10 protein-coding genes are annotated in these 13,882 nt (G+C 74.1%); 3 read left to right on the top strand and 7 right to left on the bottom strand.

From position 1 onward, the window contains the following. Positions 1-56: 56 nt before the first annotated feature. The 4 genes from JW613_RS19630 to JW613_RS19615 all read right to left on the bottom strand — a co-directional run bounded on the left by JW613_RS19630 (position 57) and on the right by JW613_RS19615 (position 5,330). Entirely contained in the window at positions 57-1,769 is a 1,713-nt protein-coding gene (locus JW613_RS19630; RefSeq protein WP_209212124.1) for a DUF885 domain-containing protein, read from the bottom strand. A 101-nt stretch (positions 1,770-1,870) separates the two neighbouring features. Continuing rightward, on the bottom strand, positions 1,871-3,085 hold the full coding sequence (locus JW613_RS19625; RefSeq protein ID WP_209212123.1) for a GNAT family N-acetyltransferase: 1,215 nt from the start codon (positions 3,083-3,085) through the stop codon (positions 1,871-1,873). Positions 3,086-3,193: 108 nt separating this feature from the next. After that, on the bottom strand, positions 3,194-3,727 hold the full coding sequence (locus tag JW613_RS19620) for a DUF1990 domain-containing protein (protein ID WP_209212122.1): 534 nt from the start codon (positions 3,725-3,727) through the stop codon (positions 3,194-3,196). A 19-nt stretch (positions 3,728-3,746) separates the two neighbouring features. Continuing rightward, positions 3,747-5,330, bottom strand: coding sequence for an alkaline phosphatase D family protein (locus JW613_RS19615; RefSeq protein WP_209212121.1), 1,584 nt, complete (start codon positions 5,328-5,330; stop codon positions 3,747-3,749). 280 nt (positions 5,331-5,610) lie between these two features. Here JW613_RS19615 and JW613_RS19610 point away from each other — a divergent pair, with 280 nt between their 5' ends. Beyond that, the gene (locus JW613_RS19610) at positions 5,611-8,766 is read left to right on the top strand and encodes a hypothetical protein (protein WP_209212120.1); all 3,156 of its coding nucleotides are present in this window, start codon (positions 5,611-5,613) and stop codon (positions 8,764-8,766) included. Here JW613_RS19610 and JW613_RS19605 read toward each other — a convergent pair whose 3' ends face one another. Then, positions 8,767-9,669: an alpha/beta fold hydrolase gene (locus JW613_RS19605; RefSeq protein ID WP_209212119.1), complete on the bottom strand. Its 903-nt coding sequence runs from the start codon at positions 9,667-9,669 to the stop codon at positions 8,767-8,769. It abuts the gene before it with no gap. A gap of 160 nt (positions 9,670-9,829) precedes the next feature. Between JW613_RS19605 and sigJ the strand changes: the two genes are divergently transcribed. Next, complete coding sequence (sigJ, locus tag JW613_RS19600) at positions 9,830-10,747, top strand: RNA polymerase sigma factor SigJ (RefSeq protein WP_307865952.1); 918 nt, start codon at positions 9,830-9,832, stop codon at positions 10,745-10,747. Positions 10,748-10,765: 18 nt separating this feature from the next. Here the strand turns inward: sigJ and JW613_RS19595 are convergent, their stop codons facing one another. Then, complete coding sequence (locus JW613_RS19595; protein ID WP_209212118.1) at positions 10,766-11,539, bottom strand: SDR family oxidoreductase; 774 nt, start codon at positions 11,537-11,539, stop codon at positions 10,766-10,768. A 230-nt stretch (positions 11,540-11,769) separates the two neighbouring features. Between JW613_RS19595 and JW613_RS19590 the strand changes: the two genes are divergently transcribed. After that, entirely contained in the window at positions 11,770-12,525 is a 756-nt protein-coding gene (locus JW613_RS19590) for a GntR family transcriptional regulator (RefSeq protein ID WP_209212117.1), read from the top strand. A gap of 25 nt (positions 12,526-12,550) precedes the next feature. Here the strand turns inward: JW613_RS19590 and JW613_RS19585 are convergent, their stop codons facing one another. Further along, on the bottom strand, positions 12,551-13,720 hold the full coding sequence (locus tag JW613_RS19585) for an ROK family protein (protein ID WP_209212116.1): 1,170 nt from the start codon (positions 13,718-13,720) through the stop codon (positions 12,551-12,553). Between the last annotated feature and the right edge of the window lie 162 nt (positions 13,721-13,882).

Raw genomic sequence — 13,882 nt, 5'->3', positions numbered from 1 at the left:
TCCGGCTGCCCGCCGTCGCGGCGGAATGGGGAAGAGGGGAAGGGCGGCTCAGCTGCTCAGAGCGCCGACAGCTCCCTCACCAGATCATCGAGGCCCAGCGAGCCGAGCGAGAGCGCCGCCATGTGCCAGGCCTTGGCGTCGAACGCGGCGCCGCGCTCGCGCCGCGCCGCGTCGCGACCCTCCAGCCAGGCGCGCTCGCCCAGCTTGTAGCCGATCGCCTGACCCGGCATACCCAGGTAGCGCACCAGCTCGCTCTCCACGAAGTCGGCGGGGCGGCCGCTGTGCATGCCGAAGAACTCCTGCGCCAGTTCGGGAGTCCACCGCTCGCCCGGGTGGAAGGGGGAGTCGGCGGGGATCTCCAGTTCCAGGTGCATACCGATGTCGACGATGACCCGGGTGGAGCGCATCATCTGCGCGTCCAGATAGCCCAGTCGCCGCTCGGCCGTGGTCAGGAAGCCGAGCTCGTCCATGAGCCGTTCGGCGTACAGTGCCCAGCCCTCGGCGTTGGCGCTGACCATGCCGACGGTCGTCTGGTAGCGGGAGAGCTTGTCGGCGACGTACGTCCACTGCGCGAGCTGCAGATGGTGTCCGGGCACACCCTCGTGGTACCAGGTGCTGACCAGGTCGTAGACCGGGAACCGGGTCTCGCCCATGGTGGGCAGCCAGGTGCGGCCCGGCCGGGAGAAGTCCAGCGACGGCTGGGTGTAGTACGGCGCGGCGGCGCTGCCGGGCGGGGCGATCCTGGCCTCCACCCGGCGCACCGGATCGGCCAGCTCGAAGTGGGTGCCGTCCAGCTCGCTGATGGCCTCGTCCATCAGCCCCTGGAGCCATTCGCGGACCGCGTCGACGCCCTCGATGGCCTCGCCGTGCGTGTCCAGATGGCGCAGCGCCTCCCAGGGGGTCTTCGCGCCGGGAAGGACCTCCTCCGCCTCGGTGCGCATCTCGCCGAGCAGCCGGTGGAACTCCTCCCAGCCGTAGTGGTAGGCCTCCTCCAGGTCGAGATCCGCGCCGTTCCAATAGCGCGCCCAGCGCGCGTACCGCTCGCGGCCCACCGTCTCGGGGGCGCCGGCGATGCCCGGTGCGTACACGTCCCGCAGCCAGTCGCGCAGCTCGGAGACGGCGCGGGTGGCCTCGGCAGCCGCTTCGCCGAGCTCGGGACGGAGGGTGTCGGGGCAGCCGCCGGCGAACTGCGCGAACCAGCCCCGGTCGTCTTCCGAGTCCTTCTCGCCCAGCCACTGCGCCAGCTGTCCCAGCACCGTGGACACCTGCCGGGGCCCGGCGTACAGCCCGCGGGAGAGGCCCTCGGCGAGGGAGGCGCGGTATCCGTCGAGCGCGAGCGGCATCGCCCGCATCCGGTCGGCGACCGCCTCCCAGTCCTCCTTCGTCTCGGACGGCATCACGGTGAAGATGCCGCGCACCGCGTGGAGGGGCGAGTTGAGGTTGCTGACGGCGCGCAGCCCCTCACCTGCCTCGTGCACGGCCAGCTCGGCGGTCAGCCGCTCGCGCAGCAGCCGCGCGCAGCGCCGCTCCTCGTCGCTGTCGCCGCCGGGCCGCGCCTCGGCAGCGGCCAACTCCTCAAGGGTGGTGCGGTTGAGTACGGCCACCGCCTCCTGGCCCGCGGGGGAGAAGTCGGGCAGCTTGCCGTGGCTCTCGGGCACCCCGAGGTAGGTGCCGGAGATCGGGTCGAGTTCGACGAGCGCGTCGACGTAGGTGTCGGCCACCTGACGGGGCAGGGGACCGGGGGTCGCTGTGTTGATCGCATCGGACATGCGCCCATACTCGTACGCCGACACCCCTGCCGTCAGCACCGGGACGCCGCAGGTGGAATGCCGACGCACGGTGCCGTGGCGGTCGGTGTGCGGGGCGGCGCTCAGCGCGGCGCCACGGCGGCGGGTGTCAGCGCCGCGGTCACCACCAGCGTGCCCTCCTCGACCTGGTAGTCGAGCGGCAGCCCCAGTCCGCGCATCGCGGCGACCATTCCCGTGTTGGACGACTGGGTGACCGCGTAGACGCTCTCGCAGCGCGCCTCGCGGGCCATGCCGATCAGCCGCCGCAGCAGTGCCGAACCGATACCCCGCCGCTGCCAGGCGTCCTCGACCAGCAGCGCCGCCTCGGTCTCGTCGCCGTCCCACAGCAGATGGCCGAGCGCCACCAGCTCGCCCGCGGGTGACTCCACCGCGAGGGTGCGGCCGAACCGGGGGGAGAGCAGATGCCGCAGATAGCGGTCGGCGTCCTTGACGGGGCCGTGGTAGCGGCTGCCGAGGGTCTGCTTCGAGCAGCGGGCGTGCATCGCCAGCGCGGCGTCGAGGTCGCCCTCGTCGGCGCGGCGGATCGACACGGCCCGGCCCTCGGGCAGCGTCAGCGCGTGCTGCTCGCGCGGGGCGCGCCGTCCCAGCCGCGCGTCCAGCTGCACCAGAGCGTGTGCCCGTGCGAACTCGGTGGGGGTGAAGGGCACATGGTGCCGTTCCACGACGATCTCTCCTCCGGCAGGGTCGGGCAGGCGCAGTAGCGTACCCTCCAGTGTGCCCTGGGCGGGGGTGTCGCCGGGGACCGAGCGGATCGTGCAGCGGCCCAGCAACGTCCGCAGGGCCAGCGGGAGTTCGGCGGAGTCGAGTGCGGCCCGGGTGGCCAGGCCGAGGATCCGGGTGGGGGTGTCCACCAGGTCGTGGGCGTCGGCCCGCTCGGCCCAGGTGTCGTCGCCGCCGGCCTCGGACAGCAGCCGGGTCAGTTCGGGTGCCTCCAGCGCCGCGGGGGTGCGCAGCAGGAACTCGTCCACCGTGCGGTCGCCGAGCGGGTGGGTCTGCAGGGTGAGGATGTCGACCCGGCCCGCCGCCAGCGCGCCGCACACCCGCGCGAGGGAGCCGGGTTCCTCCCGTACGGTCGTGCGTACCCGCCACAGGCAGGTGGTGCCCTCGGGGCACGGGCGGCCACCTGCCCCGGCGCCCTCCCGGGGGCCCTCGCCGTGCACCTGGCGGGCGCGCCACGCCCGCCATCCCTCCCGTGCGGCCGTCGTCGCACGGTGCCAGGGACGCGTCGTCGCCCCGGTCGTGGTGCCCGCCTTCTTCGCGGCAGAGTCATCAGCCATACGACCACCCTCCCGGACGGTCGTTGCCTGACCACGAACGATGCGTGACAGGTGCGTAAAAAGAGCGCCTGGCGGCCAAACATCCCTTTTGAGTCATCTGTTGAGCATTCACCCTGTGGGGGGCCGCTCCCGCGCCAGTCGCCGCAGCACCTGCCCGCACCGGTGCGCGTACAGCCGCTGCAGCACCGGCACCAGGGGGCCCGCCGCGCGTGTCCACCACACCGCCGGGTTGCTGTAGGACCATACGGTCAGCCGGACCCGGCCGTCCACGGCCTGCTCGACCCAGAACGCCTCCTCGCCGCACTGCGGATGACCCGGCAGCGTGCCGTACGCCCATCCGGCGCGGCGCTCGTCCTCCACCAGCCACACCACCCGGCAGGGTCCGTACACCCGCAGCGGCCCGATGCCCAGGCCCACCGTCACCTGTACGCCGGGCGCCGCCCGTTCGGCGTCCGTCTCCATCCGTACGCCCATCGCTCGGTGCATCCGCCACTCCAGCACGGCCCGCGAGGCCGCCTCGAAGACGGCCTCGCCGGTGCCCAGGGGAGTACGTACGCACAGCGGGCGGAAACCGGGCGGCGTCACCCCGTGCGCGGTGCGGCCGACGGGCGCGTAGCTGAACGCGGGATGCTGCTCGGTCACGGCTGCCGCCCGCCCCGCGCTACTGTCCCACCCGGCCGGGCCGGAGCGCCTGGGTGAACAGCACCGCGCCGCTCTCCTCGCGCAGCCGCACCGTCATCGCGCCGGTGGAGCCGTCGATGTCGACCTGGCCGAAGTACTGCCCGCCCTCGGTCGGCGGTGTGTTGGCGCGGGTCGGTGCCTTGATGAACCTCTGGTCGGGACCGAAGGTGCCGTCCAGCTTCAGTGCGCCGAACCCGCCCGCGTTCAGCGGCCCGGAGACGAACTCCCAGAACGGCTCGAAGTCCTTGAACGCCGCCCGGTCGGGGTCGTACCGCTGCGCACAGGTGTGGTGCACATCCGTGGTGAACCACACCGTGCCGGTGATCCGCCGGTGCTTGATGTGCCGCAGCAGCTCCGCGATCTGCAGCTCCCGGCCCAGCGGGGCACCCGGATCACCCTGTGCGACCGCCTCGAAGTCGGTCTTGCCGTCCGACACGACCAGCCCGAGCGGCATGTCCGAGGCGATCACCTTCCACACCGCGCGGGAGCGCGACAGCTCCCGCTTGAGCCACTTCAGCTGCCGCTCGCCCAGGATGCCCTGGGTGTCGTCCGGCCGGCGGCCCGGCGAGTTGGCGTTCCGGTAGCTGCGCATGTCCAGGACGAACACATCCAGCAGCGGGCCGTGCCGCACCACGCGGTAGACGCGTCCGTCCTCGTCCGCGGGCGGCAGGGTGCTGATGGGGAAGTACTCGCTGAAGGCCCGCAGCGAGCGGGCTGCGAGGGTGGAGACGTCCTTGACGGTGTACCGGTCGTCGTCCAGGATCTCGCCCGGGTACCAGTTGTTGAGCACCTCGTGGTCGTCCCACTGCACGATCGAGGGCACCTGCGCGTTGAACCGGCGCAGATTGTCGGCCAGCAGGTTGTAGCGGAAGTTGCCGCGGAACTCCGCCAGGGTCTCGGCCACCTTCGACTTCTCCTCGGTGGTGACGTTGCGCCACACCCCGCCGTCCGGCAGCTCCACCCGCTCCTGGATGGGGGAGTCCGCGTAGATGGTGTCGCCGCTGTTGAGGAAGAAGTCCGGGTTCAGCTTCCGCATCCGGTCGAAGATCGGATAACCGCCCCGGTCCGGGTTGATGCCCCAGCCCTGTCCCGCCAGGTCACCCGACCACAGGAACCGTACGTCGCGTCGGCGCGCCGGCGCCGTGCGGAACGTGCCGTGCACCGGCCGGCCGGATCGCCGCGGGTCGTCGGGGTCGGCCAGGATCACCCGGTAGTGGATCTGCTCGCCCGGCGGCAGCCCGTGCAGTGCGGTACGGCCCGTGAAGTCGGTGTCCGGCCCCACCACGGGCCCGTACCACCGCTTCGGGTTGCGGAACGACTCGGTGGCCGCCGTCTCCACCACCATGCGCGCCCGGCGGTCCGCACGCACCCACACCAGCCCGGAGGTCGTGGTCACGTCCCCCGCCTGTACGCCCCACTCGGCCGACGGGCGACCGCGCCGCGCCTGTGCGGGTGCCGCCGCGCCGACCAGCGGCAGGGACAGCGCCGCCCCCGCGCCGACCGTGCCGCGCAGCACCGTCCGCCGGGCGGGGGATCTGCCGGTCGTCGGATCGCCTTGTGCCATGTGCGGGCCTCCTCCAAGCGTGTCAGCTGCCACCCGTGCCGGCTGTCACCCATGTCGAGCTGTCACCGTGTCAGCTGTTACCCGTGTTGCCTGTGTCCGGTTACCTCTATCCCGTTCGGGTGCCGTACACACGAAGCCCCAGTGAACACCGGTGTCACACCGGACAGAAGGGGGGCACCCGACTCCCGGCCTCCAGCCGCCTCCGCGGCCTAGGATGCCGCTTCACGGACAACTCCACCCGCATGCCGCCCGCCCGCCCCACCCCGGCCCAGGAGGCCCGATGACCACCAGCCGTACGCCTGCCCAGCTCCGTGCGGACATCCGGGCGTGGGGCCTGGCGCCGCACGGCCCCGAGCGTGTCGCCCGCGCGGTGGAGCTGGTCGCGGAGGCCGAGACACCGGCGCGGGACGGCGGCCGAGAGGCGCGCGCCGCGCTGGGCGCGGCGCTGGTGCATCTGGCCGCCAGCCGCGCCTTCGGCTCCGCCGGACGCACCACCCCCGCCCCCGTGGCGCGGGCGCTGCGGCTGTGGGAGGAGGACCCGGGAGCGTTCGACGACGAGACCGCGTTCGCGCTGCTGTGGTCGCTGCGATGGGCCGTGGAGGACCTGATCGCCGACCCGGGGACACCACTGGCGGACATCGAGGAGTGGCTCACCCTGCTGGCCCGCAGCCACACCGAGGCGGGCCTGTCGCAACGCGCCGTGCACGCCCGCGAGTTCCTGGCCGCCCAGCGGTTCGGTGACCGGCAGCGCGCCACCCGGGCCTACGATGCGTGGCTGGAGGCCGAACGCGACCGCAGCGCCGACTGCGCGGGTTGCGAGCTGGCCTGGCGCGGCCGGGCACATGCGATCCGCGCCGAGGAGGCGGAGGCCGAGACTCCGGGCAGCGGGGCTGCCGAGGACGAGGCGGCGCTGCGCCTGTGGGAGCCGGTGCTGCGCGGTGAGTACCCGTGCGGCAGCAGCCGGCCGTATCTGCTGGCCGTCTCCCTCGCCCCGCTGCTGCGCCTGGGACGCACCGCCGAGGCCCGCAGCAGGCACCTCGCGGGCCACCTGCTGGTGCGGGAGGAGCCGACCGGGCGCGGGGCCCTCGCCCGGCATCTGGAGTTCTGCGCCCTCACCGGCAACGAGGCGTGGGGTCTGGAGATCCTCGCCGAGCAGGACGGGACGCGCTGGCAGGAGCAGGAGGACGCCCCCGGGTACGAGGTGTGGATGTCCGCCGTGGCGCTGCTGATGCGACGGCTCGTCGAACTCGGCCACGGCGCCCTTGCCGTCCCCGGGCCGGCGGGACGGGAGTGGGACGCCGACTCGCTGCTGGAGTACGCCGCCTCGCAGGCCCGTCAGGTGGCGGACCGCTTCGACCGGCGGGCCGGCACCGCACTGCACGGTGCGGCCGTCCGCGCCCGGCAGGCCGCGTCACCGCGGGTCCCGCGCCTGCCGCTCGGCGTCGGTGCCGTGGTGCTCCCGTCCTCCGGGGCCGGCTCCGAGGCCGGGACGGGCTCCGAGGCCGTGACCGGGGCCGCGGGCGGGACGGCCGTTCCGGACCCGTACCGGCTGCTGGACGAGGCGCGGCGGCTGAGTGCCGCGGGGCACCCGGACGCGGCAGCCCGGTGGGCCGCCGTCGAGGACGCCGTCGCCCGCACCGGCGTACAGCTCGGCCAAGGGGAGCGGGCCGAACTCCTCGACCACCGGGCCATGGAGCTGGCCTTGACCGACCCGGCCACCGGAGCCGCCCGCTTCACCGAGGCGGCGAGCCTCTTCGCCGGGGCCGAGCTGCCCGGCGAGGCCCTCGCGTGCCGGGCACGCGCAGCCTTCGCCGCCTCCTTCGCAGCCGAAGGCGCGGCCGTGCCGCCCGAGTCCATCGACGCGCTGTGCACCCAGGCCAGGCACCTGCACGCGGAACACCGCATCGGCACCCGGCACGCCACCGCCGTACTGCTGACCCGCGCCCGGATGCGGGCACACGAACTCGGAGGGGTGCTGGAGGCCGGCGGTCATGGGGGCGGCACCCCCTTCGACGCGGCGCAATCGGGCCGTACCGCGCGCACCACCGGGGCAGAACGCGTGGACAGCGCCGACAGCGCCGCGGCCGATTCACTGGGTCCGGTCGCCGACGCGCTCGACGCCGAACTGGCCGAACTCGTCGCCCTGGCCCTGCCCGACAGCTCCGAGCCCGCCGTCCGTGCCCGGATCGCCGAGGCCACCGAGACCCGCGGGCGGCTGGCGGCCCAGCGCGGCGACGCGGTACGGGCGGGCGAGCTGCTGGCCGAGGCGGCCGGCCTCTTCCATGAGGCGGGCCGCCCCTGGTCGGCCACCGGGCCCGAAGTGGCCCGGGCCCGGCTGCTGATGGAGACCGGTGACCACAAGCGGGCCGCCGAGGTGCTGCGCGGCGCCTTGCGCGAGCGGGAGGGCGCGGCCGCCCGCACCCCGGCCGACCTCGCGCGTCTTCATCTGATGCACGCCGATGTGCACGCCGCGCAGGGGCTGCTCGGCGAGGAGGCCGAATCCCTCCGGCACGCCGTCCACGCCCTCCAGACCTCGGGCGGCGACTTCGAGGCGTCCCGCGCCAGGCTCCGTCTCGGCGGCTGCCTGGTGGCTCTGGAGCAGCCCGACGAGGCGGCCGCCGTCCTGGTCGCGGCCCTCGGCGAGCTGTTGGAGGTGCCCGACGAACCGGGCATCGTGCAGGCCTGCGTGTGGCTCGGCCACTCCTGCGCGCGGCCCGAACAGCTGCGGACCGCCGCCGGGCTGCTCCGTCGGGCCGCCGATCTGCCGCACGCGTGGCAGGACCGGCACGGGCGTGCCGTGGTCACCCATCTGGCCGCCGACACCCACCGCGCCTCCGGGCAGTACACCGCCGCGGGGCAGCTGTACGGGCGGGCCGAGGAGCTGTGGCGGGCGCTGGGGGACCCGCACGCGGTGATCCGTACGCTGCACGCGAGGGCGTGGCTGGCGATGGAGTCGGGCGCGCCCGTGGCCGAGTCGCTGGCGTGCATGGAGGCGGCGCAGGAGGAGATCGCGGCTCTCCTCCGCGACCCGGGGGACCAGCTGGAGAAGGAACAGCGGCTACGGCTCCGGCTGGAGATCGGCCACACCTACCGGCAGACAGCCGAGTTGCTGATCGAGCCGGTGACGGTGCCACCGGCGCCGGGAGAGCAGGACGCCGAGGCGGTGGAGTGCTGCACCAGGGGCATCGAGTACGCGGACCGGGCCGTGGCCGCCTTCCACGACTGCGGCGAGGCGGGGTTGCACGAGGCGACGAGCGCCGAGCTGCGGGCTGCCGCGCTGGAAGTGGACCTGGGCCGCTACGACCAGGCCGTCAACAGGCTGACCCGGGTACGTGCCGCCTATCCGGCCGGTACGCCCGACCCGCACGGCGTGGTGGCCGAACGGGTGAGTGAGGCCGGTGCCCTGGAGCTGCGGATCGAGAGCGAGCTGAGCTGACTACCTGGCGGCGGGCAGGGCGCGTTCCACGTCGGCCTGCCGCGCCGTGTCGGTGATGACGCGGGCGACCGTGGCGGGGTCGTCGTTCATGGGGACGTGGCCGCAGCCGCGGAGCCGGACCAGCCGGGCGGCGGGGATCGCGCGCTTGGCGCGGACTCCTTGGCGGCGCAGGAGCAGACGGTCCCGGTCGCCCCAGCCGATGGTCACCGGGATGTCGCGGATGGTGTGGCCGAAGCTCGCCCCGGGGTGCCGGCCCTGGGCCAGCACCGGGGCGAAGCCGACCGCCCGGCGAAGGGCGCGGGTCTCGGCGACCACGGCGTCGGCGGAGCGCCGGCCGGGGCGTGCGTAGATGGTGCCCGTCAGCGCCGCCCGCCCGGCTGCGGTACGGGCCAGCACCTCCACCACCGGGTCCGGCAGGCTCCGCGCCCCGGCGCGCATCCCGCGCAGCACGGTGAAGGCGTACAGCTGTTCGGGCCGGGTGAAGAAACCGGCGGGCGCCAGGGCGGTGACCGAACGGGCGAAGCCGTGCAGCCCCATCTCCAGGGCCAGCAGCCCGCCCAGCGAGTTGCCCGCCACATGGGGCCGTTCGACACCGAGGGCCGTGCAGGTCTCGGCGAGCAGCGGCACCACGCTCTCCAGCCCGTAGGAGACCCCTTCGGGCAGCCCGGGGGAGGCGCCGAACCCGGGCAGGTCGAGCGCGATCACGTCGTAGCTTCCCGCGAGCACGGTCAGCACCGGCTCCCACGCCTGCCAGTGGTGGCCGATGCCGTGCAGCAGCAGCATCGGCTCGCCGGAGCCGCGCCGCTCGTAGGCGACCTGGAACGGCGGCCGTCCGGGGCGTGGGACCTCCACGACGGAGGCGGAGTCCTGGGCGGGCGTCTGCGGGGTGAAGACGGCGGGCATGGCCACTCCTACGGTTCCTGCGGTGCTGCGTGGCGCGTCGCCGTGGGGCGCGCGCCGGGGGACGAGTGCTGCTGCGGCTCGTTGACACGATGTCAGCAAGCGCCCGCGCAGGGAAGCCCCGCGCAGCCTGGCGCCCGCGGCCCGGTGGCATGATGACAGGGTGACCGCTGACCCGACCGCCGAGGTGACCGAGGTCTTCGAGGAGCACCGGGCCGTGCTCCTCGGGGTGGCCTACCGCATGCTGGGCCGGGTGGCCGACGCCGAGGACGTGGTGCAGGAGGCGTGGCTGCGGTGGTCGGCCGCCGACCGTGCACAGGTGCGTGAGCCGCGCGGCTATCTGGTGCGCGTCACCACCCGGCTGGCCATCGACCGGCTCCGCCAGGCGCAGTCCCGGCGCGAGGCGTACGTCGGCACCTGGCTGCCCGAGCCATTGGTCACCGACTTCGAAGCGACAGTGGCGCCCTCGCAGCAGGAGGGCGCCGAGCGCGCGGTGCTCGCTGAGTCGGTCTCCCTGGCGGTGCTCGTGGTGCTGGAGTCACTCTCGCCGCTGGAGCGTGCCGTGTTCGTGCTGCGTGAGGCCTTCGGCTTCCCGTACGCGGAGATCGCCCGGACGCTGGAGCGGTCCGAGTCCGCCGTACGCCAACTCGCCGGGCGCGCCCGGCGGCATGTGGCGGAGCGCAAGCCGCGCTTCGAGGTCGACCCCGGACTGCAGCGCGATCTGACCGAGCGCTTCTTGAAGGCCGCGCTGGAAGGCGACCTCCAAGGGCTGGTCTCGGTGCTCGCGCCGGATGTGCGGCTGGTCTCCGACAGCGGGGGCGGCGCCAAGGCGCCGCGCCGCGTCATCCTGGGCGCCGACAAGGTCGGCCGGTTCCTGGCCGCTGTCGCACAGGAAGGCGTGCGCGACCCCGCGTTCGACGTCCACCTCCTGGAACTGAACGGCGGTCCCGGGGCACTGGCGACCCACGGGGGACGGCCTGACGCGGTCTTCTCCGTGGACGTGGCAGACGGTCTGATCCAGGCCATCTATCTGATCCGCAACCCCGGGAAGCTCACCCACCTGCAGGGCGTGGGGGAGTGACACCGCGCCGGCTCGCCGTCACAGGCCTCCCGCGACCCTGAGCACCGCGCCCGAGGTGTAGGACGCCTCGTCGCCGAGCAGCCAGGCGACGGCGTCGGCGATCTCCTCCGGCTCGCCCGGGCGCCGGGCCGGAGTGATCTCCGCCTTCTTCCACGCCCGGTCCGGATCGCCCATCTTCGCGTGCATATCGGTGAGGACCGATCCCGGCTGGACGCAGTTGACGCGTACCCCCTCGCCGGTGAACTCCTTGGCCAGCCCCACCGTCATGGCGTCGACGGCGGCCTTCGACGCGGCGTAGTGCACATACTCGCCGGGGGAGCCGAGGGTGGCGGCACAGGAGGAGATGTTCACGATCGCGCCGCCGCGCCCGCCGTGCGCGGTGGACATCTCCCGCAGGGCACGCCGGGCGCACAGCAGCGCCCCCGTCACATTGACGTCCACGACGCGGCGCATCACCTCCGGCGAGGTCTCGGTGAACCGGCCCAGCGGCCCGGAGATGCCCGCGTTGTTGACCAGCCCGGTGATCGGGCCGAGTTCTTCCCGCACGGTGTCGAAGAGGCGGTCGACGCCGGCCGCCTCGCTGGTGTCCAGCTGAACGGTGACGGCCGCGCCCCCGACTTCGCGCACAGCCGCTGCCGTACGCGCTGCCGCCTCCTGGTCGTCGGCGTAGCCGATGCCGATGTGGTGACCGTCCCGGGCCAGTCGCAGGGCCGTGGCGGCGCCGATGCCGCGGCTGCCGCCGGTGACGACGGTGACGCGCTGCAGGGAGGCGGGGGTGCGGGGGCGGGTCATGGGTCCTCCGGGCGCGGGGGCGGATCGGCAATGATCGATGATCGATCATTGCAGTGCGGCGGGGGGTCGGCAAGGGGGTGACCGGGGCATTGGTCTTGACCAAGGGTGAGGGCCGTCCTATCGTCGGTGTGGCATACGCAAGGTCCTTTAAAAAACAAGGACGCATAAACAAGGACGCGGAACACCGCCACACAGCGCCCGCCGGGCGTACGGGGATTGCGGAGGCAAGGGTGGGGACCACGCAGCTGGAGACGGTGCCGGAGCCGAAGTACTGGCATCTGAAGACCGTGCTGTCCGACGCGCTCGACTCCGAGTTCGCCGTCGGCGAGATCCTTCCGAACGAGCGCGAGCTGGCCGCCCGCTTCGGCGTGGCCCGAGCCACGCTCCGCCAGGCCCTCGAACAGCTCGAACTGGAGGGGCGCCTGCAACGTCGCCGGGGCGTCGGCACGACGGTCGCCCCGCCCCGGGTGGGCGTGGACGTCGGTTCCGAGGCCGGCCCCCACACCTGGCCCGGAGCGCCGGGCGACGCCTGGCACACCGAGGAGCACGAGGCCGCCCCGGCACCCGCGCCCGTGGCCCGGATGCTCGGCGTGGCCGGTGACGCGGCCGTGCACGCGGTGCGCCGCAGCCGGACGACCGGCGGTCAGCAAGTGGCGTCCGAGGTGTTGTACGTCCCCACCGCCTCGGTCCCCGGCCTCGCCGCAGACGTCGAGGAGGAGCCGAGCGGAGCGGCGCGGGCCCGTGCGGTGCTGCGCGAACTGCACCGGCTCCAGCTCGCGGGGCAGGACCGTACGGTGGAGCTGGGATCGGCGCGCGCCGACGACGCACGCCGGCTCGACCGGCTGCCCGGCGCCCCGGTCCTGGTCGTGACCACGCGGTATCTCGCCGACGGCGGCACGGCCGCCGTCTCGGTCGCGACCTACCGCGCCGACACCTGCCGGCTCTCCTTCAGCGACACCGACGCGGTCGCGCTGCTGGCGAGCTGACGCCCTCGCCCGCCACGGCCCCCGGTCAGCGGGCGGGTTCCGCCTCCTCCGACAGCGTGAACAGCTCGCTCTCCGCATGATCGAGGGCGACCCGCAGAGCCCCCGTCGCCACTGCCGTCTCACCCAGGCGGGAGAGGGCCACCCGCGGCGGGCGCAGACAGTAGCGCTCCAACTCGGCGCGCAGCGGGTCCAGCACTCCGTCCAGCCCCGAGGCCCAGCCGCCGACCACCAGCAGCTCCGGGTCCAGCGCCAGCACCAGCGCCGCCACGTCGTGCACCAGCCTGGCCAAGAAGCGGTCCATGGCCCGGCGCGCCTGGTCGTCCCCGCCCCTGGCCTGGGCGAACACCCGGGCCACGGCCGCCTCGTCGAGCGGGTGCAGCGGCTCGTCCGTCGTGGACAGCAGCCGTTCGGGTCTCACCTCCCGGCCGAGCAGATGCAGCGCCCCGATCTCCCCGGCCGCGCCGCCGAATCCGCGGTGCAGCCGGCCGCCGATCAGCGAGCCGGCACCCGGGCTCAGCCCGGCGAGCACCATCACCACGTCGTCCACGCCGCGCGCGGCGCCCTTCCAGTGTTCGGCCAGCGCCGCCGCATTGGCGTCGTTCTCCACCAGCACGGGGCAGCGGAACGACCGTCGTAGCCGCTCGCCCAGGGCCAGCCCCGTCCAGCCGGGCAGCGCCGTGCCCAGCCGCACCGTGCCATCGGCCTCCACGATGCCGGGGGTGCCGACGCCCACCGCGCGCAGTGTGTCCCGCGCGGTGCCGGTCCTGCGCAGCAGTTCGGCGACGGTGCCGCGGATCCGCTCCAGCCGCGCGTCGGCCTCCGCGGTCTCGGCCACCTGACGGGTGAGGGAACCGGTGAGGCGTCCGGTCAGATCCGAGAGGACGGCCGCCACCCGGTGCGGGCCGATCTCCAGGCCCAGCAGCTGGCCCGCCTCGGCACGGAACCGGAATCTGCGCGCTGGACGTCCCCGCCGGGCCGCGCCGCCCGGCGGGTCGTGCGTCGCCTCGGCCACCAGACCGGCCTCGATCAGATCCTCGACCACGCCCTCGACCGTGGGCCGGGACAGCTCCGTGGCGTGCACCAGCTCGGTGAGGGTGAGCGCTTCGGGGGCCGTGGTGCCGCGCAGGGCCCGCAGCACGACCGTGGAGTTGATCCTCCGCAGCAGGGACGGGTCCCTTCCGGTCAGCCTGCTCACGCTCCGCCTCCCTGCCTGTGCGCGTGGGGCGGATCGTAACCGCTGTGGGGAATCACGGCGAGCAGCCGGGGTACCACGGTCACCTGACGCTGCTTCCGCTCGCTGTTCCCGGTGGCCGGACGGCTGCCGTTCCCGTGGCCGCCCGGCCCGTCCAACCGGCTG

The sequence above is a fragment of the Streptomyces smyrnaeus genome, assembly GCF_017676345.1.
GTDB classification, from domain to species: Bacteria; Actinomycetota; Actinomycetes; order Streptomycetales; family Streptomycetaceae; genus Streptomyces; species Streptomyces smyrnaeus.
This window is presented reverse-complemented; position numbering and strand designations above follow the sequence as displayed.